Source organism: Chitinophaga sp. 180180018-3 (assembly GCF_037893185.1).
GTDB lineage: Bacteria > Bacteroidota > Bacteroidia > Chitinophagales > Chitinophagaceae > Chitinophaga.
In genome coordinates this window covers 4131328-4153293 of record NZ_CP140772.1, presented here as the reverse complement: position 1 = coordinate 4153293, position 21966 = coordinate 4131328, and the positions used below count along the sequence as shown (strand labels likewise).

General features: G+C 45.7%; 17 protein-coding genes. 8 read left to right on the top strand and 9 right to left on the bottom strand.

Annotation, left to right across the window (positions count from 1 at the left end; translation table 11 throughout):
* Window positions 1-54 precede the first annotated feature (54 nt).
* A complete protein-coding gene (locus UNH61_RS16315) occupies window positions 55-2466 on the bottom strand; it encodes a TonB-dependent receptor (protein WP_326993034.1) in 2412 nt (803 codons plus the stop codon).
* A gap of 344 nt (window positions 2467-2810) precedes the next feature.
* On the opposite strand from UNH61_RS16315, the gene UNH61_RS16310 reads away from it, so the two are divergent.
* From UNH61_RS16310 to UNH61_RS16290, 5 genes are all read left to right on the top strand, one after another.
* Window positions 2811-4217 (top strand): hypothetical protein, encoded by a 1407-nt coding sequence (locus UNH61_RS16310; RefSeq protein ID WP_326993033.1) that lies wholly within the window; start codon window positions 2811-2813, stop codon window positions 4215-4217.
* Window positions 4218-4648: 431 nt separating this feature from the next.
* Entirely contained in the window at window positions 4649-5746 is a 1098-nt protein-coding gene (locus UNH61_RS16305) for a kelch repeat-containing protein (protein WP_326993032.1), read from the top strand.
* Window positions 5747-5861: 115 nt separating this feature from the next.
* Complete coding sequence (locus UNH61_RS16300) at window positions 5862-6506, top strand: hypothetical protein (protein ID WP_326993031.1); 645 nt, start codon at window positions 5862-5864, stop codon at window positions 6504-6506.
* Window positions 6507-6663: 157 nt separating this feature from the next.
* Window positions 6664-9690: a two-component regulator propeller domain-containing protein gene (locus UNH61_RS16295; RefSeq protein WP_326993030.1), complete on the top strand. Its 3027-nt coding sequence runs from the start codon at window positions 6664-6666 to the stop codon at window positions 9688-9690.
* Window positions 9690-10430 (top strand): LytTR family DNA-binding domain-containing protein, encoded by a 741-nt coding sequence (locus UNH61_RS16290; protein WP_326993029.1) that lies wholly within the window; start codon window positions 9690-9692, stop codon window positions 10428-10430. The genes UNH61_RS16295 and UNH61_RS16290 overlap by 1 nt, the downstream gene beginning before the upstream one ends.
* Window positions 10431-10598: 168 nt before the next feature.
* Here UNH61_RS16290 and UNH61_RS16285 read toward each other — a convergent pair whose 3' ends face one another.
* Window positions 10599-11186, bottom strand: coding sequence for a Crp/Fnr family transcriptional regulator (locus tag UNH61_RS16285; RefSeq protein WP_326993028.1), 588 nt, complete (start codon window positions 11184-11186; stop codon window positions 10599-10601).
* Between the two features lie 78 nt (window positions 11187-11264).
* Here UNH61_RS16285 and UNH61_RS16280 point away from each other — a divergent pair, with 78 nt between their 5' ends.
* The gene (locus tag UNH61_RS16280) at window positions 11265-11960 is read left to right on the top strand and encodes an HAD family hydrolase (RefSeq protein ID WP_326993027.1); all 696 of its coding nucleotides are present in this window, start codon (window positions 11265-11267) and stop codon (window positions 11958-11960) included.
* Window positions 11957-12583 (top strand): chloramphenicol acetyltransferase, encoded by a 627-nt coding sequence (locus tag UNH61_RS16275; protein WP_326993026.1) that lies wholly within the window; start codon window positions 11957-11959, stop codon window positions 12581-12583. The genes UNH61_RS16280 and UNH61_RS16275 overlap by 4 nt, the downstream gene beginning before the upstream one ends.
* Window positions 12584-12855: 272 nt before the next feature.
* Here the strand turns inward: UNH61_RS16275 and UNH61_RS16270 are convergent, their stop codons facing one another.
* The 3 genes from UNH61_RS16270 to UNH61_RS16260 all read right to left on the bottom strand — a co-directional run bounded on the left by UNH61_RS16270 (window position 12856) and on the right by UNH61_RS16260 (window position 16511).
* Window positions 12856-13602 (bottom strand): LytTR family DNA-binding domain-containing protein, encoded by a 747-nt coding sequence (locus UNH61_RS16270; RefSeq protein WP_326993025.1) that lies wholly within the window; start codon window positions 13600-13602, stop codon window positions 12856-12858.
* A 102-nt stretch (window positions 13603-13704) separates the two neighbouring features.
* Entirely contained in the window at window positions 13705-15375 is a 1671-nt protein-coding gene (locus UNH61_RS16265; RefSeq protein WP_326993024.1) for a histidine kinase, read from the bottom strand.
* Window positions 15376-15389: 14 nt separating this feature from the next.
* Window positions 15390-16511: a TlpA disulfide reductase family protein gene (locus UNH61_RS16260; protein WP_326993023.1), complete on the bottom strand. Its 1122-nt coding sequence runs from the start codon at window positions 16509-16511 to the stop codon at window positions 15390-15392.
* A 229-nt stretch (window positions 16512-16740) separates the two neighbouring features.
* Between UNH61_RS16260 and UNH61_RS16255 the strand changes: the two genes are divergently transcribed.
* On the top strand, window positions 16741-18714 hold the full coding sequence (locus UNH61_RS16255; protein ID WP_326993022.1) for an FAD-dependent oxidoreductase: 1974 nt from the start codon (window positions 16741-16743) through the stop codon (window positions 18712-18714).
* Window positions 18715-18767: 53 nt separating this feature from the next.
* On the opposite strand, the gene UNH61_RS16250 is transcribed toward UNH61_RS16255, so the two are convergent.
* The 4 genes from UNH61_RS16250 to UNH61_RS16235 form a co-directional block, all read right to left on the bottom strand.
* A complete protein-coding gene (locus tag UNH61_RS16250; RefSeq protein ID WP_326993021.1) occupies window positions 18768-19613 on the bottom strand; it encodes a universal stress protein in 846 nt (281 codons plus the stop codon).
* 139 nt (window positions 19614-19752) lie between these two features.
* Window positions 19753-20631, bottom strand: coding sequence for a helix-turn-helix domain-containing protein (locus UNH61_RS16245; protein ID WP_326993020.1), 879 nt, complete (start codon window positions 20629-20631; stop codon window positions 19753-19755).
* Window positions 20632-20687: 56 nt separating this feature from the next.
* The gene (locus tag UNH61_RS16240) at window positions 20688-21101 is read right to left on the bottom strand and encodes a nuclear transport factor 2 family protein (RefSeq protein WP_326993019.1); all 414 of its coding nucleotides are present in this window, start codon (window positions 21099-21101) and stop codon (window positions 20688-20690) included.
* A 70-nt stretch (window positions 21102-21171) separates the two neighbouring features.
* The gene (locus UNH61_RS16235) at window positions 21172-21714 is read right to left on the bottom strand and encodes a carboxymuconolactone decarboxylase family protein (protein WP_326993018.1); all 543 of its coding nucleotides are present in this window, start codon (window positions 21712-21714) and stop codon (window positions 21172-21174) included.
* Window positions 21715-21966: the final 252 nt, after the last annotated feature.

The following is a 21966-nucleotide window of genomic DNA, read 5'->3' as shown; positions in this document are numbered from 1 at the left end:
CCTTTTATTTATCCTTACCTGTATTTTCCCCGGACACTATAGATTCCTAATTCATCAGTGCAGGCGTCCTTTCTCTTCCTCGTTACCCGTATCGTTGCTCCGTGCTTTCCGTTCGCCGCCGAAGCGGTAGCTGAGGCTTAGCATCAGGTACCTGTTCAGCTGGAAGTTGGTTACTTTCTGCGGCATGCCCATTACAATGGACGATACATTGATGGCGCTGCTCAGGAACAGATCGCTCATCGTCAGGGAGATGTCCATTTTCTTTTGCAGCACGCTGGCTTTCAGGCCGAGGTCGAGTTTATAACTGGCATCCGTGCGGCCGATATGATTGATCTCCGGGAACTGGTACCAGAAATTCACAGCGCCGCCCAGGGTCTTGTTTTTATTGAACCAGATGTTGTTATTGGTGGCCAGGTAAAGGCCCCAGCCTTTGATGCCATCTACTTCCGTGAGCGATGACCTTGCATCAGTATAGTATACACTTACCTGGTTATTGTTATCAAGCCAGCTGAAAAATGGCAGTGCAATATTCTCCGAGAAACCATAGCGATAAGTCTTAATGAAGTTGAACGGTTTCGTATATACGAGATTGGTATCTGCACGTGCAATGGTCACAGAATTGAATCCATCGTCGGTGATATTCAAAAACAGCGCCGAGGTTAGTATGCCTTTCCAGTTGTGCGATAATTCGGCGTTGGTGTTGTATTCAGGCTGCAGAAACGGATTTCCTTCGCCGTAGCTGTAGCTGGTGTACAGCGATTTGTACGGGTTCAGGTTCCAGAACGAAGGCCGGTTGATTCTTCTGCCGAAGGTAAGCGAAAGACTGTTGCTTTTATTCGCCTGCCAGGAAACAGCCAGCGACGGGAAAAGGCGGAAGTAGTGCTGTGGCGTATGCTGGTTCAGCGTGTAGGAGTAGCCGTTAGTTTGCGTGAGTTCTCCTCTCAGGCCGGCTTCGTACTTCCATGCGCCGGATTCCTTGTTCATACTGGCATACAGCGCCTGTGTGTTTTCTTTATAATCAAACTCGTTGCTCAGATCAGTATTAAAGACGAGCTCGCCATTCACTTTGTTGTAATAGAATGCGTTGCTTTTGTTGTCGATGAAACTGAGCTTGGTTCCGAACATCCATTTTGCAAAAGCAGTAGGATATTCTACATCTGCTTTGAAAGTATAGATGTTGATCAGCTGACGGGTATGATCGAAATATCGCGTGGTGCCCGAAGGATGCGGATCGTTGGGAAGATAGGTGTTGCTTTCGAAATCCGATTTATCGGTCCGGTAATAGTTGAAGTAATCGGCATTCAACAGCAACCGCCTGCCGGAGGTGTCGAAGTTCACCGTAGAATGCAGGTTTAGCGCATGGCTCTGGGCAATGGGGTAGTAGGTAGCAAAAGTTTTCATCAGGGAATCCAGCTGCCCGCTGTTGTTATAAACTGGGTTGTTTACATGATCGGAACCCTCGTACTTATTTTTGCTACCCTGGTAGTTAATACCGATGCTGGCTTTAGAGCTGAGCTGATAGTCGGCCCCTGCCGTGAGATTGATGTTGTGGTAAGTGTATACACCGGTATCGCTTTGCGTCCACCATTGGTGAGGGTAACGAATATCAGTTCGGAATCCTTCCAGATGGTGGTCCTGATCCAGGTTGATGCCGCCGTAAACAGACCAGCGGTTGTTGTTATAATCTACCGTAGCGCTCAGGTCTACCGCTTCGTAGTTGCTTTTGCCGTACACTACCGGCGGGTTGTGCAGCCACTGTTTGCCACTGGCCTGTACATTACCAGAGAGCCCCTGTTTCCTGTTTTGTTTGGTGGTGATGTTGATCAGCCCTGCATTACCTTCTGCATCGTAAGCAGCGCCAGGATTTTTGATCAGCTCAATTTTTGATACCTGATTCGCAGCCATGGATTTCAGGTAGCGCAGGAGGTCGATACCGGTAAGCTGCAGCAGGCGGCCGTTGACCATTACTTTAACTGCGCCTTTGCCTGCGATGCCGATCTCATTATCGCTTATCCTGATGCCGGGTACCTGGCTCAGCGCAGTGAGCGCATCGCTTCCTGTAGCGGTGATGCTGGAGGCTACATTGTACACCAGCTTGTCAGGGTTATTGCTGATGGCCGCTTTGACGGAAGTTACTGTTACTTCGTTCAGTTTGGCATTCAACGGTTGCATGATGAGCCGGATCACTGTATCGCGGCTAATCGGAGTGGACAGCGATATAGTCTGATAACCGGTAAATGCCACCCTTAGCTGGTATTCACCAGGTGCAAGGCCTGTGAAACTAAAGCGCCCCGAACTGTCTGTCTGCATAGTCTGTTGCCATGCAGGCGAGCTACGTTGCAGTTGGATAAGGGCTAATGGGATGGGCTCGTGGATCTGATTGTTCACTGTTCCTGTAAGTACAGCCTGTGCAAAAGTGTTGCTGTAAAAGACCGTAAACAGGAGTAAAGAAAAAAACGATTTCAATTACTCGAGGTTTTAAAGTTATGGATCTTATAAATGAAGGCCCGAAGATAAAAATTCTGCTATAGGCTGTATCAAAAAATGGATAAGTGGTAAACAGCCTGCAGTGGCCTGCTATCATATAAAGATAGCAGTGATGGAAAAAACTTTTCTTGTTACATCTTCCTGAAAGACAATGACGGCAAGGGTTTTACACTCTATTTAATATTATTTAAAATCTATTGACAAGTTTCTGTGTGAGTAAGAATTAATTTTTAATCCGTAGATAAACGATCAGAGAACCCGTGCCTGTAAGCATTACCTGAAAACCCGGACAACCCTTTCTTCCATAAACAAAAAAACAAATTATGAAAGTAGCATTGTTTGCCGCATCCTTTACCGCCCTGGGCATTTTATATGGATGCACTAAGAAAATCCATTCCGATACTGCACTGCAGCCTATCACCGGAAAGAAGCAACAGTTGCAGGTATTAGCTACACCGCCTGCTACCTGGCAGGAGCATTGGTTTGAGCATAACCAGTTGCTCAACCGCGTTTTTTATGACACGAGCGTTGCCGTGTATTACGACAACGACGTGAACAGTAGTATCAGCTGGCCCTTTACTTATCTCGGGCAGGTATGGAATTATACCAAAAGCAGGTATGGCGCTTTCGGCGACGATTCCCGCATGTTCGCCATATTTCACAGCGGGAAATATTCCGGCGGACACCCATCTACGTATATGGATGCCAGTCATGATTACCGGAATGTAATCGATGTAGGCTCTGCTGATCCCAACGCCTGGACCAGCGGCACCGGTAACGATATAGATCTTACTACACATGAAGTAGGGCATATCGTGGAAGGTGCTTCGAAAGGCGTACATAATTCACCGGCATTCGGCATCTGGCATGATAGTAAATGGATGGAGATATATCAGTATGATGTTTATCTGGCATTAGGAAGAAGTAGTGATGTGAGCAGGTGGTACAATATGAAGATCACACAGACAGACAGTTATCCAAGGGCAGGTACCTACTGGTTCCGCGACTGGTTCTATCCGATTTACAGCAATTATGGTGGTGGTGCGACATTGAACCGGTTCTTTGAATTGCTCGCGCAGTATTTCCCTAAGCAAACCTTTAACAACGGCATTACTACTTATCCTGAATACAGCCGTGGAATGAATTTCGGAGAGTTTGTGCATTACTGGAGCGGGGCTGCCAACAACGATTTGAAGCAGCTGGCGTTGAATGCCTTCGGTAATAAAGATGAGCAGGGGAGCGACTGGACGGCTCAGCTAAAGCAGGCCAGAACAGACTTTCCGGGAATTACCTATAACAGCAACGATATAACAGCACAGGGAACTATCACTGTGAGCAAGGAAAATGGCGGTGGTGCATCAGCCACAGAAGGTTCGCTGAAGCTGACCGATGATGTGTACAGTACCAAATTGTTCGTAAGTATAGTACCCGCTGATTTCCGCATGCAACTGCAGTTTCCATCGGCTCAGACGGTGAAGTCTTATTCCTTTACCTCCGGCAATGACGCGCCCGACAGAGATCCCAAAAACTGGCAGCTGAAAGGTTCTAATGACGGTAACACCTGGGTTGTACTGGATACGCAAGCCAATCAGGTATTCAGCGGAAGGAATCAAACCCGGGAGTTTGCGATCTCTAATAGTACCGGTTACAAATATTATGCGGTATATGTGACGGCTACCAATGGCAGTGTGGATTTTCAGTTGAGTGAGTGGAGAGTAAGGAATAATTGAGAATAAAGAACATATCAGTGTTGTTTCGATATTGAATAGGTGAGTTCTTTGAAATTATTGTCTGTATTCGGTTCTGGCGGATTTTGAAACGGAAGCGATTCGAAATCTGCCAGAATTTGACTTGTTTTAAAGTGTTGATAACCATTTTATAAATGCTAATTCCCGGCAGTCATTACACACTGCACCCTTTTTATATATTGTATTTTTTGCAAAAAGGCTGACAGGGCACCACCGGAGTTAAACAGACGCTCTACATCCTGGTAAACGATTTTTTCCGCTGTCCGCTAACCCGATTCTGTGAACCGCAAACTCAGGCTTGTTTCTCCGCTGCAGTCGTATCAATTTTGCTACACACCAATAGCTTATAACGAAAAAGTAAATCATCAAAGTTTTTCCAGTTACGATGATAACATCATATAAACTTTATCACCATGAGAGCCCCAACAGGTAAATGGACCGCAGTCATTTGTATATTGCTGATAGCGCTTGCATCAGCCTGCAAAAAAGGGAATGATCAGCAGTCCCCTCCACTCAGTACAGCAAAAATCGAATATAGCGGCACCACAACTTTGTCGGAAGCAAGGTCAGACATGGTGGCGGCCGCTGCTGGCGGGAAGATTCTTTTTGCTGGCGGAAGACTCTATAGAGGTTTTTCAAGCATGGTGGATATCTATGATGTATCTCAAAACACCTGGGCTACAACCCGGTTAAGCCAGGCCCGCGCCGATCTTTGTGCAGCAGCGGGGGAAAATAAAATCATCATCGCCGGCGGGTACGCCGATGCAGGAGCAACAGCTGTTTTCGACATATACGATGTTGTGGCAGGCACCTGGTCAACGGGCCTGCTGAGCCAGGCCAGATTTCGTTTGGCGGCTGCTGTTGCCGGGGGAAAGATGCTCATTGGCGGAGGAACTACCAATACGGCCCTTTCGGACAGGGTGGATATTTATGATATCAATGCTAACAAATGGCTAAGTCCCGGAAACCTCAGTGTGGCAAGATGCAACCTAAGCGCCGCTGCTTATGGCAATAAAATCATATTTGCAGGAGGCAAAACCATTAGCGGAAAAACTGATGCTGTTGATATATACGACGTCTCTACCGGGTTGTGGACCACCGCTCATCTCAGTGAGGCCAGGTCAGATCTTACCGCTGCCGGTGTGGCAGGCAAAATTTTCTTTGCTGGCGGAGAGATCTCCAGTAACAAATTTTCCAGAAAAATAGATGTTTATGATGTTGCTACCGGTGCATGGTCAACGATGGACCTTCAGGAGGGAAAAATAGGGCTCTCCGCTGCCGCGCTGGGTAATCAGCTTCTTTTGGCAGGTGGAACTTCAGTCACAGGGACCATATTGAATACCGTAGAGATATTCAATATTCCGGTGGATACCAGAAGGGGATTAACACTCACCGAGGCCAGGACTAATACTGCTACAGCAGCCTGGGGAGAGAAGCTATTGGTTGGCGGAGGAATTGGGAAAATGACGGGATATACCAAAGCGGTGGATGTATTCACCTTAAGCAAATAAGTGAGTGATTAGTTGATTGATTCATGTGGAGTGTACCATCCTGTTTATGCTTCACAATAATTAAATATATGCTGAAAGAACCCCTGTATAATTAATCTATAAAAAAAATCACTTTATGAAACGCCTTTTTTCAGCCGTTTTACTCATCATAGTCGTCTTGCCTGTTATGTATTGTAGCAAAAGTAGTAGTGTGCCCGACGATCCGGCCGCGTCATTAAAAGGTACCGTATGGGCCGGTCAGTTTCATTATTTACACGGATATACCGAACAACAGCCGTTTTCTGTTAAGCTGGATGCAGACAGCAGCTTCACCTGGTACCAGCTTGGTCCGCATCAATCGGGTCGCTGGTGGGTAAAGGATAGTATTATCTCCCTTCGTTTTCCCCAGGAAGATGTACTGCTGGAAGCAAACTTCAAAGCAGACGTTTGGAACAATTTTGTTTATCCCGGACAAAAAAGATGGCTAATTGATAAATTGTATCGCAGCAGGATGCTGAATGCAGATTCACTTAGAGGCTCTATATGGCTGGGGAAATTAAGAGGGGGTATCAGTTTTGGACTTGCATTTTTACCCGGAACACAACTGAAATGTCATATAGACCCTGCGGTGGCCCACTATGCTGTTGAAGGGGCGGGGATACAGTTCCCGATCAAATCTGGTCAGAGTTTCGCTGTAATAGAAAAAGACGGCTTTTCCATGACCGGTATTTATCTGGATCCACCAAGCGTTTACTATCTCTGGTACGTTAACAAACAATGAAATTTATTGAAATGAGAACGCGCTTTATTACTTTTACTTAAGCCTTGTTCTTTCTTATAAAAAAGTGATCAGGATCTGCAAACTGCCTCCTTCTTAATGAAGCCCTGTAGCTTTTACATTCAGCAGAATTAATAGTAATTTACAGAAAAGCAACAACTTGTTTTCCATACGCCGATATAGCCTGCTATTGACAGTGTTATTGAATTGTCAGCTAACCCTGGCTCAATCAAAAGAGTTGTATTTTGAAAACTACACATCCCAGGACGGGCTTTCACAAAACAGCTGTTTTGCCATTGCGCAGGATGCGAACGGCTTCATGTGGTTCGGTACCCAGGATGGTCTGAATCGTTATGATGGTAAACAGTTCAGGATATTCCTTCCGCAATACACTGCCGGAAAAAAACTGCCGTCTAACTATATTTCTTCTTTGTTCTTCGATTCTTATAAAAATATATTATGGGTAGGTACGCTGTTGGGAGCCTGCATTTTTCATCCCCGAAAAGATTCATTACTGAAGATAAGCGAACTCTTTCCTTATGCCGCCCTGCTGGAAAACATACCGGTAAAGAGCATCAACAGCTTCCGCGAAAATGAATACTGGATTATCACCTATAACAAAGGCCTGCTGCAACTGAACACAAGAGCAGGCACAATCCGTTCTTTTTTTGACGACGGGAATAACCGTGAAAAAGTGAACAGTATCGCGTTGCATCAGGGCCGTATAATAACTGCCGTATCACAACAGCTGTTTTATCTGAGTGCTGCAGATACCGGCTACCGGGCAGTGCCACTCCGATTGTCCCGTGCTTTCCCGGAAATAAAAGCTTTGTACTCCTGGCATGATGTGCTATGGATAGGCACCCTGGCGGGTGGTTGTTTTTATACTGCAGATACCATTGACGCAGGCAATACTATACACGTACATCCCTTTAAGGCTGCGACGGATGGCATCGGCTGTTTTGCCGCAGATGCTGCCGGCCGGTTGTGGATAGGAACCAGGGGCAAAGGAATTATGCGGTTTGACGCGCAAACGAAAAGTATACAAACTGCAGTGCACAACCGCTATGACAATCGCAGTCCTGAAAAGGATTTTGTATTATCACTGTTTCGCGACCGGCAGGGCATTATGTGGTGCGGCCTTAGTGGCGGTGGTATTGCCAAATACGATCCGCTGAAATACCAGTTTGCCACCATCAGCAACGACCCGTTAAATGCTGCCTCCCTGCCAGACAATATGGTATTTACCCTTTATAAAAGCCAGGATGGTCATTATTATGTTGGCACCCAGAACAAAGGCCTGGTGGCCTGGGATACGGCCACTAACCAGTTTCACACGTATCCTGCATTCTCCCATTTCAGCGCTGCCGGCAACACAGTATATAGTATTACGGAAGACGACCGGCATAACCTCTGGATAGCAAGCTGGGATGGGTTGATACAGCTGAATACGGCCAGCAAAAAATTAGCCTTTTACAAGGCTAAACACCTGCTCCCCACCAACAAGCTGTATACCGTGTATAAACTGCAGGATGCTGACAGCCTTTTTATTGCCGGTGAGAATGGCGCTGTGTTCTTTTCTCTGAAAGACCGGCAGTGGAAAACTTGCGCAGACAACCTGCTGCAGGTAAATGCCTATGCAGGAAGATATTGTTATGAGGATGCCGCCCACCTCTTGTGGATTTGCACAGAAGGTGGTGGGTTGGTTACCTGCAATTACCACAGTGGGCGGTTCGCAACCGTTGCTGCTGTAAAAAAGCATGCCACCTATGTACGTTACCTGTTAAAGGACGGGCCTTTGTTCTGGCTGGCCACGGACAATGGCATTGTTGTGTACGATGCTAAAAATGACAGTGTAATAAAGCATATCCTGATCAATACCTCCGATGCGTCTGATGTTTGTTATGCGATACAGAAAGATAGGAATGGTTTTTTCTGGGCCAGCACCAATAACGGATTGTATAAGATTGATCCGCATAATTACAACGTGCAGAATTATGACCTGGGCAGCGGTCTTTCTTTTTTGGAATATAATACTGCGTGTACGCTGGCTGAGCCGGATGGTACACTATTGTTTGGCGGTGTAGGGGGAATTACGAAATTTGATCCGTCTTTACTTAAAGAAAATGGGTTCAGTCCTGCCCCGCAACTCACCGCCTTACAGGTAAATGGCGTTGCCAGGTCTGCAGAAAAAGCATTGTGCCTTCATCATCAGGAAAATTTCATCACCATACAATTTGCGGTTAATAATTTTTCCAATTCCCACAAAAACAGGTTTGGCTACAGGCTACAGGGTCTTAACGATAACTGGGTGCAAACGGGCAACAACACGGCCAGTTACAGCGGACTGCCGCCGGGTGATTACAAGTTCCAGTTACGTTCTGCCAATAGTGATGGTAAGTGGAGCTCGGATATGGTTACGCTGCATATCCGTATCTATCCCCCCTGGTGGCAGTCGTGGTGGTTTCGTACAGGAGCATTGCTCGTTATAGGAGGGATTGTTTTCATGGTTGTACGCAAAAGAATTGCGGGCATCCGCTATGAAGCGGTTTTACAGAGAAAGATCGCCGAAACAGAAATGATGGCGCTGCGTGCACAGATGAACCCGCATTTTATTTTTAATTGCATCAACAGCATTGACGCCCTGATACATAGCAACGACAAATACGCTGCCACAATATATCTGAACAAATTTGCCATGCTGCTCCGTAATATTCTCGACAGCTCCAGACAAAATACTGTGACGCTGACCAAAGACCTTGAAACATTGCAACTGTATATTGATCTGGAACAACTTCGCTATGAAAATAAATTTACAGCAGCCATTAATACAGATGAATTATTGTCACAGGAAGACTATAAAGTACCACCGTTGATTGTTCAGCCTTACGTGGAGAACGCTATTCTGCATGGGCTTAAAAATCGACCAGACAATAATGGACAGCTTACTATTACGGTTTCCAGGAATCAGGAGTATATTCAATACCTGATTGAAGACAATGGTGTAGGTCGGGAAGCTTTGAAAAACGGCTTTCGACAACAAAATCCTTCCTATGGAATGCAAATGAGTAGCGACCGGGTGCGGTTCTTTAATAACGAAACCCATGCTTCGGTAGTGGTTACCGACCTGCAGCAGAATGGACAGGCTGCAGGCACAAAAATACAAGTACTATTAAAAATACAATAATGCTTACAGCGCTTATCATAGATGATGAACAGAAAGGGCGCCTGGCTTTAAGAGAAAAGCTGCACCTCTATTGCCCCGATGTAGAGCTGGTTGGCGAAGCCGCAGACGGCGTTGAAGGGCTTAAACTGATCAAAAAACAGAAACCCGGCATTGTTTTTCTCGATATTGAAATGCCCCGTATGGATGGTTTTGAAATGATGCACCAGGTGCCGGATAAAGATTTTCATCTCATTTTCACCACGGCTTATGACCAGTATGCCATTAAAGCCATCCGGTATGCAGCCTTTGATTACCTGCTGAAACCCGTAGATATTGAAGAGTTGAAACGGGCTATCGAGCGGGTGAAGAAACAATCTCAGGATCTTACAGCGCAAAAGCTGGAAATACTGCAATATAACCTGCTGTCTCGTCAGCCACTGGGAAAAATTGTTATTCCCAGTCTCGATGGGCTGCTGTTCTTCAATACAGAAGATATCATTCACATGGAGGCGCAAAGCAATTATACCCTTATTCATTTCACGAACCGCCCGCCTCTTGTCGCCAGCCGTACACTAAAAGATTTTGAGGAACTGCTACCCACAGATATTTTCTTCCGCCCTCATCATTCTTATATCATCAATCTGCACTATGTCAAACGTTATATTAGGGGAGACGGAGGCCAGATCGAAATGCAAAATGGCAAATATGTTATGGTATCGCGCAGCAAGAAAGACGAGTTCCTGAAAACTTTCATTCACTAATAGTACCATCATATCAAAACAGATCTTTTCGGAAATGGTCCGCGGACCGTGTCATTTTTTTTTAGTGCAATAGAGGCAGTTAACGGCACTAAAGTTATTATTCAATAACGCCAGCTCTCTGTCGCCAGTGACTTCAGAATTAGAATGTTTTAGCTTTATTTCTTCATTCTACATTCCCAATTCGTAATTCTTTTCCTTGAGCTCCTTCAATGTCCGATTGAAACTTCGTACAGAAATGCCCAGATAATCGGCCATATCTTTTTTGGAGAGCCTGATATCCTGTTGTGCTTCCAACGTCAAAAGACGCTGTAGTGCATATTCAACGGGGTATAGCTGTTGGTAGGATGCCCGTATGCAGGTCTGACGTATACGGGTGGCCAGTTCCTGCATCATCAGGGTATTGAATTGCTGGTTGTTTTGCAGCAGATGAGTGAACAGGGAATGGGGAATCACATATGCAGCAACAGTGGTGATAGCGTCGATGTTGCAAAGGCAGGTAGCTTTGTTGATAGCTTCCAGGTCGCCGGTAACTTCGCCCGTACCGAGGAATTCGAAAATATAGTCTTTACCGTTATCTTCCGAAATAAAACACTTTACAATACCATCAGTGATGATATACACCTGATGGATGGTGGACCCCTGCCGGATGATCCTGGTACCGGGTTTAAAGGTTTTTTGAGCGATGTGTTTGCCTTCCTGCTGGCTGGCAATGTAGTGTTCAATAAAATTAACGAAGGCAGGATTGGTGCGTAACATAAATTGTTGGGTGAGACAAATGTCCCGTTTAATATAATATTGATCTGTAATTTTGCCTGCTACAAATGTAAGCATAACATGAATAAAGACATAAGCGTAATAGCATTTGATGCTGATGATACCCTTTGGGTGAATGAGCCTTACTTCCAGGAAACAGAAGCGAAGTTCTGCAGTCTGCTGGAAGATTACCTGCCCCACCACACGGTATCGCAGGAGTTGTTTAAAACAGAAATGGCGAACCTGTCGTTATATGGTTATGGGATCAAGGCGTTCATGCTTTGTATGATAGAAACAGTGTTGAGGGTATCAGAGAATACAGCGAATCCGGAAATTATACGGCTGGTGATACAGTATGGGCAGGAGATGCTGAATAAGCCGATAGAACTGCTCGATGGCGTGGAATCAGTGCTGGAGCAGTTGTATGGTAAATACCGGCTGGTAGTGGCCACCAAAGGCGATTTGCTGGACCAGGAGCGGAAGTTGAAAAAATCGGGCCTGGAACGGTATTTCCACCATATCGAAATCATGAGCGACAAAAAGGAGCAGGACTATCAGAAGTTAATAAAGCACCTGGACTGCCGGCCGGAGGAATTCCTGATGCTGGGTAATTCGTTGAAATCGGATGTGCTGCCGGTACTGGCATTAGGAGGGAGAGCTGTGCATATACCTTACCATACCACCTGGTTGCACGAACAGCTGGAGCACAATATTGAGCACCCGAATTTTTATCAGTTTAACACGATGGCAGAAGTACTGCCGCATTTAATATCATGAAACAGTTACTGGATCTTAATACATGGCCGAGAAAGGATCATTTTCAATTCTTCAGCAGGTTTGAAGAACCTTTTTTCGGTATTACAACAGAAGTAGATTGCACGACAGCTTATGAAAAGGCAAAGGCATCGGGCCGGTCTTTTTTCCTGAGTTACCTTCATAAATCACTGGCAGCAGCCAATGATACAACACCTTTCCGTTACCGGATATCGGAAGGAGAGGTATGGATCTATGATCAGGTGCATGCATCGCCGACCATTAACAGGCCGGATGGAACGTTTGGTTTTGCTTATATGGATTTTTATGAAGATGCCGCCCGCTTTGATGCTGCTGCCGCTGCGGAAATTGAAAGAGTGAGTCATAGTATAGGGCTGGTACCTGCTATATCGGGAGAAAATGTAATCCACTATTCATCATTACCCTGGATCAATTTTACGTCCATTTCTCATGCGCGTAGTTTTTCTTTTAAGGATAGTTGTCCGAAGATATCTTTCGGAAAGATGAAAGAAGTGAACGGGCGGTTGCTGATGCCGGTATCAGTACATGTACACCATGCACTGATGGATGGACTCCATGTAGGGCAGTTTTTAGAGAATTTCCAGGAAAGGATGTTGACAGTCTGAATATTTTTAGATGAAATTTTTGTTTTGCTAAAAAAATTAGTATATTTGTAACTGAAAGCAATTTTGAATAATGTAAAAGAGTCCCGGGATCCATGCTGTAGAGGTGAACGGGGCTTTTTTATTTTAGGGAGAAGCTAAAATACTTAGTATTGTTTGTTGGCCGGGGTATGGCGAAGTGCCTTCTATCTGGTGGAGAGGAAGGACGAACGGCATACCTGGAGGAGGCATCTGTCAGATGATGTGGATGGTTAACCCTGGTAGGAGGTGTTGTATCACATTAGTTTCTTTTTCAGCTCCTCTTTTCTGGTACGCGACACTGGTATCTGGGTGCCATCCTGCATAAGCAGATAGCCGCCTGATTCTTTGACGATACTTTTTACAAACTTCTTGTTTACGAGATGAGATTGATGGCATCGCACAAAGCCGTAGCTATCGAGTAGTTCTTCGTATTCATAAATGGAGACGGCGACGGTGATTTTTTCACCGTCGTTGAGATAGAAGTGAGTATAGCTGTTACTGCTTTCGCAGCGTATGATATTGCGGGTATAAACAAACCTGGTTTCTTTTAGTGAGGGAAGGGCAATCCGGTGCTCGTCTTTTTGCTGTCCCTGTCGAAGGATTTCCACCAGGTATTGAAGTTGTTGTTGTTGCTTTTTGTGGACAATGGCCGCTGTGGCTTTTGCTACAGCTGCGATGAGCTCATCCGCATCAACTGGTTTTAGCAGGTAGTCCATGGCTGCGAATTTTACTGCCTGAATGCCATACTGGTCAAACGCGGTAACAAATATCAGGGCGAAGTCGGGATGTGGTATGGACTGGAGCATATCAAACCCGTTTTTCCCAGGCATTTGTATATCAAGGAAAACCAGGTCAGGGCGAAGCTGCCTGATAGCAGTGGCACCTTCATCTGCGTTGTCGGCGGTGCCCGCCACACGCACCGTGGGGCAATGTAGTTCCAACAGACGCTGGAGGTTGATGATATTAATAGGTTCGTCGTCTATAAGTAGTGCATTGATCATTGTCTGTTGGATTTTAAGCGGCTCATTGCCGGATTTTTCTAACTGGCGCAGGTGGGGCAGTCAGTGGCCTGCTAACCGGAAAGGGAGGTCTGATGAAAAGGATCAGCCCCGGTCTGTCCAGTTTTTAAAACGCAGACAACAGCAGGTACCAATGCCGGCCGGCATGAATATCAGCGCAATTTTCCGGTGCCGGTACATCCTGTTGAAAAGTGCTATTCGTTCCTGTGTCAGGCTGATACCGTGTCCGGGTTGTACTTTGCCCGGATCGAAGCCGCTGCCATTATCAAGGATTAAAAGTACTAAATCAGTTCCTTCTTTTTTCACTTCCAGCGTCAGCCGGCCCTGATCGCGGAGGCCCGACAAAGCATGCTTGGCAGCATTTTCGATCAGAGGCTGAGCCAGCATAGGAGGAACGTCTATTTCATCGGTCTGGATACCCGGTGCAACCTGAAGCTGGTAATCGAAGCCAAAACGCAACCTCTCCAGTGCGATGTAGTTGTCAAGATTTTTCAGCTCCAGGCTGAGTGGAATCAACTCCCGGCGGCCCAGGGAAATAGTGCTGCGCAGGAGTGTTGCAAAACCGGTCAGGTACTTGTTTGCCTTTGCGGTTTGCATATCATTCATCAGCCCCTGTATGGAACCGAGGGCATTGAAAAGGAAGTGTGGATTCATCTGGGCATAAAGCGCCTGCATTTCCAGGTGCCGCTGTTTCAATGCCCGTTTATTTTTTCTGGTACTGGAAATAAACAGCACCAATAACAGGAGGCAAATGGCAAGAATGCCGGTAAATACTTTGAACCAGGTGGTCTGGTACCATAGCGCTGGTGTGTAGAACGTATATACGGAGGTTTGCCCGCTGCCATCGGCATATTTGACCTCCAGCTGATAACTGGTGCCGGGTTGCAACGCGGAAATCAGCACCTGTCCGTCAGTGCGCTGCCAGGTAGTATCGGCATGCCGGTTACTCAACAAGCGGTAGGCGAGCGACGAGTCCGTATTATTCCGGTGTTCTTTCCTGAAATAGAAAGCCAGTCGCGCTTGCTGTGGCATCAATTGATGTTGCAGGTGCAACCCACTCCCTGGCCAGTCGGCATAAAAAAGGTGCGACCGTTGTTCGTCAGCGCGGAAAAGCAGCTCTTTGCTGATGAACGACACCGTCGTTGTTGCCATACTGGTATCCTGCCTGAACATCATCATAAAGGGCTGGGTGCGTCCGTTTTTACGCTTAACATGTAGTTTCATGAAAGGGGCGGTGGTGTCTTCCCTGAGTTCAATGAGTATACTGTCGCCAATATTCAGCCGGTCATCCAGCAGGTGATAAGACAGTATAATGCGGGTAGGATCGGGCTTATAGTGCACTGCAGTATCCCTGAATGAAGGGCACTGCTCCAGTAGACGCCAGTTCCTCAGGATCGTATTGTTCAGTGATACCCTTACCTGCAAACGGTTCAGTGGAAAGGCCTGCTGATCCTGCCTGCTGCTGTCAATAAAAAACTCGCCTGAATAATCCCCCAGGGATACCAGGCTGTCGCTCCGAACAGCAGTCAGTAACAGGTGTTCGCCATAAGCAGTGAAGTATTCTTCCCTGAATGGAAGGGAAATATACGTAGGGGTGTAAGGATATTGGGAGGTGATGAAATTATTGGAAAGTGTCAGGTGCAAATCGGACAGATGAAAGTGCTTAGATAATTTATTGGGAGGGTTTACCTGTGCATGCACCGGCATCCATTCCACCATTATTTTTAGCAGTATAAGGAGTATTCCTTTTTTCATGATGAAAAGATAATTTATTTAATAAAAGCAGGCAATTCCCTGGATATATCATCGGAGGCTACAGAAAGGATCTTTCCTGTTTTGTCGACCAGTATTACCTGTGGAATAAATTGAATATTATATTCCCTGGCAACCGGGCTTTTCCAGCCTTGCAACTGGGATACCTGTGTCCAGGGCATTTGGTGGGTACGCACTGCCTGCAGCCATTTGTCGCGGTTATCGTCCAGGGAAATGCTCACAATTTCAAGGCCTTTCGATTTCCAGGCTTCATGCAATTCTTTCATGGCCGGGATGGATGCAATACAGGGGCCGCACCAGGATGCCCAGAAGTCGAGCAACAGGTACCGGCCTTTGAAGTTATCCAGCTTCACTATGTTGCCACTGGTATCCGGCACGCTGAAGGAAGGAAGCATTTTTCCCGGTTGCAGCTTTGTAATGATGGTGATGGTTTCTGCCAGCGCTTTACCTTCCGGTAACTGTTGTACCGCAGGAGTAAGCCCCTTGTATAAAGCGTTGATTACATCTGGTTGGGACGACAACCGGGAAAGCAGATCGTAGCGTAACCAGTAAAGCGAAATATAGTAATCCGGATGCTGCCTGATAAAGCGCATCTTCGATTCCCGCAGGGCATCACTGTATATTTTTTGGTTGGCTTTAACAGCAGCAATAGCGGTATCGGGCGCATGTTTATTTTCAAGGCTGTCGATCATGTGATTAAAGCGCCAGACAGCAATATAAAGGGAATCGGTTGCTTTTTTCCACTCCCGGTACTGAGTGGTGATGGGGTTGTTACGGGTAATGAGTCCCTGGTAGCGCTGTGAGCTGTCGGGAGTCGGAAAATGTACGCTGATATTTCTGTTCTCTATAAAAAATTGGCTGAACAGGCGATGGTCTGATGGTATATAAATAGAAACCAGCAATCCAGGTGTATTAATCTTTCCGTTAAATTGGAACTTGCCATTGCTGATCAGTGCTGAATCGCGGATAACAGGATTGAGACTGGAATAGTCAATTCCAAACAAATGGATGAATTTTCCATTCATGGATGGGCTAATGGTACCCTCCATGCGATATCCCTGTGAAAATAGAGGGAGGTTCCAGGCTGTCAGGAGTAGTATTATTGCAAATAATCTCATTTTTTTTCTGTAAAAGTGCATCGCCAGCGCTGGATGACATCGGTGTTTCTTGAAACAGGTACATTCCGGTTTGAATTAGATATATTTTTTCTTATTTTGGAATTTCGGCCGCAAAGGCATGTCACGTTATGATCACCGGATTGTGCTGTTGCAGGTTTTGGTAATCGCCTGGGACCATTGAAAACCAGGGTGCCTGACAACAGACAGTTAAACGTTATTATTCTATCTGATGAAAAAGAAACTAATCCTTGCCGGTTGCCTGCTGATGGCAGCCCAGATGCTCTTCGCTACTAAGCCCAGGGAAGTCGACATCTGCATTTACGGCGGAACATCCGCCGGCGTTATTGCCGCGTATACTGCAAAAAAAATGAACAAAAGTGTATTGCTGGTTTCGCCCGATAAGCATCTTGGCGGACTGAGTGCCGGCGGTCTCGGTTTTACCGATATCGGCAATAAATCTGCCATTACCGGACTTGCCCGGAATTTTTACCGCCGTATTGGCGACCATTACGGAAAACTGGAGCAGTGGATCTTCGAACCACATGTGGCGGAAGAAATCTTCCGGCAATACATCCGGGAAGCCAATGTGGATGTCTTGTACGAATACCAGCTGAGCAGCGTCAGGAAAGAAAACGGCGATATTAAAGAGATAACTGTCACAGGGCCCGCCACCAGCGTTATCCGCGCCCGGATGTTCATCGACTGTTCCTATGAAGGAGACCTGATGGCTAAGGCCGGGGTTTCGTATATGGTAGGGCGTGAGGCCAACAGCGAGTACAAGGAAACTTATAATGGTGTACAGCTCCGGGAAAAACACCAGTTTCCGGATGGAATAGATCCCTACAAAATACCCGGAAAGCCGGAGAGCGGCCTGTTATGGGGAATCAGCAACGGTACCGTGGATCAGCAGGGAGCCGGGGATAAAAAAGTACAGACGTATAATTTCAGGATCTGCCTGTCGAACCAGCCGGAGAATCAGGTGCCGATTACAAAGCCGGAAGACTACAATCCTGCCCGTTATGAGTTGTTGCTGCGTTTACTGGAGAAGCATCCGGTACGTGATCTGAATGGGATCATGATTATTAGCCGGCTTCAGAACGGAAAAACGGACATCAATAACAACGGCGCGTTCTCCACGGATATGATAGGCGTGAACTGGGACTATCCCAATGGAGATGCGGCTACCCGCAAAAAAATCATCAAAGCGCATGAAACTTACACGAAGGGACTGTTATACTTCATTGGTCATGATGAGCGTATGCCGGAACACCTGCGCCACGAGATGTTAACCTGGGGCTATCCGAAAGATGAATACCAGGATAACGGGCACTGGACGCCGCAATTATATATCCGCGAAGCACGGCGCATGATAGGAGAATATGTGATGAGCCAGGCAAACTGCGAAGGGAAGGAAAATGTAACCGATGGGGTGGGTATGGCTGCTTATACAATGGACTCCCACAACTGTCAGCGTATAGTCGTTAACAGTATGGTGAAAAACGAAGGTGATGTGCAGATCGGTGGTTTTGGCCCATATCCGGTATCGTACCGCTCTCTGATCCCTAAGGAAACCGAATGCCGGAACCTGCTGGTGCCTGTTTGCCTGTCTGCCTCCCACATCGCCTACGGATCTATCAGGATGGAGCCGGTATTTATGGTGCTGGCTCAATCTGCAGCAACAGCTGCGGCAGTGGCGATAGATGCCCAAACATCCGTGCAGAAGGCTGATGTTAAGAAGATACAACAGTTATTGGTGGCGCATCCGCTGGCGGACAATAGTACGAACGAAATACTCGTGGATGACGACGACCGTGCTCATGTGAATATTCATGGCGACTGGCAGCGGGTATCCAAAGGAGTAGGGTATGGACCCTCTATGCTCACTGCAAGCGGTGATGGCGAGAAATATGTTCGTTTCAATCCGGATGTAAAAAAGAGCGGCCGGTATCGCATTTACCTGTACGTACCTCGTATCCAGGATCATTCCGAAACAACTATGGTGAAAATAAGCGATGGTACTCAGGTCAAAGAGGTACCGCTTAAACCTGCCGATGTAAAGGTTGAAGGGCAAACCTCCGGAGAATGGGCATCACTCGGAAGCTGGGAGCTGAAGAGCGGGAGTGGAGCTTACGTGGAAATAAATACTGGTGGCGCTAATGGCGTTGTGGTAGCAGATGCTGTGTTGTTTGTACCTGAGCGGTGATAATACTTACAGTATTTATATAAAAAAAGCTCCGGCATATGCCGGAGCTTTTTTTATTTGTCTGCCGGAGGCAGGCATAATAAGGGAATATTTGAATCGTATGCCAGTTTTTTAGATATGCTGTTATGAAATAAAACCGCCAGTCCTCCCTGTTTCCTGGGAATGACAATGATAAGGGATGCCTGGTGTTGGTTGGAATACGCCAATATGCCATCCACGGTATTGTTGTCATTAAGATAATCGAAGGAAGCATGATAAGGTTCAAATATTTCATGCAGGCTGGCTATCGATTCTTTGGTTTCAATAACATATTTTTCAGTACCAGCGCCTTTTTCTACATTCAGTACCCTTACAGTGGCGGGAAATGCACGCAGGATTTCATGCAACCGTTCAACAGGGATGGTTTCATGATGTTTCAGATCGGTAGTGAATATGATAGACGTGAGCGGTTTCCCGATAATAGTATCTTTAGGAACCACCAGCACAGGCACCTTGCTGGTAGAGATAATCAAAGAGGTAGTACTGCCCAGCAGCAGTTTTTCCAACCCCGATTTACCAGACACTCCCATAACAATAAAATCTACATTTTCTTCAGCACAGAAATCGTTAATATGATCGGCAAGCAAAGCATCTTCTGCCTTCATATCAATTCTGATACCCGCATGTATAAGGGCCCTTAGCCTGTCTTGCTGCAATGCCAGATTTTCCATACACTCCAGATAAAGCCGTTCATTATCCGGAGTATTGGTAATGGGAAGCTCAGTGCCGAATATAAAGCTCTGAAAGGCATGGTACAGGATAATCCGGCTGGTCTGCAGCGGCTGAGTCAGCGATGCTGCATATTCCATAGCCCTGAAAGCATTTTCCGAAAAGTCGGTGAGGATAAGCATTGTATTCATATGCATAGTGGTTATTTGGTGCAGAATAGGTCCATGCCCTTGTTCCCAAAATCCCTGCCATATGTAACTGAAAACAATTAAGAAATAGTTATGTTTGCGAAGAATGCATGTTTATAAACCATTCAAAGGCTGTAATTGTTCATTTTTCTGCCGCTGCAAAGCCAACTGATTCCCGGTATATTTGTGGGGAAACATCTGCATTCGTTTTGAAAAAACGGCTGAAATAATGTTCGTCTTCATAACCTAATTCGTAGGCAATTTCCTTGACTGTTTTTGAAGTAAGATACAATTCCCGTTTGGCTTCAATGATGATACGCTCCGATATTAATGCGGTAAGTGTTTTGTTGAAATGGGTCTTTGTTATCCGTGCCAGTGCTTTGGGGGAGATGTGTAGTAAATCGGCATAGTCGCTTGCTGAATGCCTGGCCCTGAAGTTGCTTTCTATGGCGTCTTTCAGATTTTGTAAAATAAAAGGGTGTCCGTTTTCTTCTACATCTGCCATATCAGGCTGCTGTTCTACCTTAATCCGCGATAAATGAATCAACAGGATTTTCAGATGCGCCACCAAAAGCTCGTATTGTGCCAGCGCCGTATTTTGCATTTCATTCTTCATTTGCTCAACAATCAGGTTAAGTTGCGATTCCTGTGTTGTGTCAAGCGTGATGAAAGGTGGCTTGTAGATATTGTTAAATAACACACCGTTACAAGCCACTTCGCTTTGATGCTTGTGTATACAGAAAAAATCCGGATGGAATTGCACCGCAAAACCTTTGAGATCCCGCGCTGTTGCAAATATAAATGGCTGATATGGAGAAAATGAAAATACTGAATTTTCGGGTAATCCGTAACTTGTAAAATCGGCCCTGACTTCGCCCGAACCCCGTTTTACAAAGATCAGAGAATAATAATTATTACGCTGAACATGATCGAAACGGTCGTTACTTTCAAAATCAAAAATCTTGAAAGCAAGGTTCCCTGTCTGCGAATTAATCAATGTGTAATTGCTGTGCTCTAACATCTGACAGAACTGTTTTACTCCCTTAAACAAGGCTACAAATGTAGGGAAATTGATCATTATAATCTCCGGTCTGATTGCTCAATTTCCATATCGTTGATACTTGCAAATCGCTTGCACATCAAGCCGTCCGCATCAAATTCCCAAAGTTCATTTCCGTAGCTTCTGAACCACTGCCCTTCGTGATTATGCCATTCGTACTCAAACATAACGGCGATACGATTTTCCCGAAATCCCCACAATTGTTTTTTCAATTTATAATCCAGCTCCTTTTCCCATTTACGTTTTAGAAAGTCTTTTATCGCTTCTCTTCCGTTTATAAATTCCACCCGGTTACGCCATTCCGAGTCTTCGGTGTACGCCAGACAAACAATTTCGGGGCTTCGACTATTCCAGGCATCTTCCGCCAACTGTACTTTTTGCAATGCTGTTTCTAATGTAAACGGCGGTAACGGTAATTTTTGCTTACTCATCATGGATTTTTTAGAAAACCACATAGATGCAAGGTGGTCCTATACACCTACGTGGCTGAATAGTTATAAATTAGTTTAACTTCTTGCCCAAAGGAAAATCAATCGGGATCTGCGTAAGGTTATTAAGATAGTTGGTGGCCGAAATTTCAGTAATTGCAAGTATCACATCGATAATGTTTGTTTTTGTATAGCCTGCCTTTTGTAAATTGTCTAATGTGGCTTCGCTTACATGACCTTTATTGATGGTGGCCTCTTTGGTGAATTTTACCAGCGCGTCCAGCTTGCTGTCAAATGGAGCTGTCCCTTTTCTAAGCTCAATAGTTTGCTCTTCGCTAAAGCCGTTCAGCTTACTGATGGTTGTATGGGCCGCCAAACAATAGTCGCATGCATTGATCTCACTTACCACGAGATTGACTACTTCCTTTTCTTTTTTGTTCAGGGAAGTCAGGCCGTTGGAAAAATTGAGGTAGTTCTCCAGCGCGGTGTTACTATACGCCATTGTTGCATAAGTATTCGGAACAAAGCCTAATGCCTTTTTCAGGTTGTCGAAAATCACCTGATTGTTTGCTGATACTTCTTCTCTTTTGGGAACGTTGAATGTTATACCTGCCATGGTTATACGATTTTAATTTGTTTATGTTGTTGTTGACTATGCAAAGTTGCGACAGCATTCCTCGTCTGAAAATGGATATACCACGTTTGTTGGTGGACAATTTTCCCAATTGTATATAGCGCTGTTATTTATCCTGGTATGCAGATAAGTATAGTTGTATAACAGACGCTTAAAATCGGTCAGCCATGTCCTTAATATAGGGGCGGCCAAAGAATGTTGTAGCATTTACGATAGGGCAGGTTAGTGCAGGAT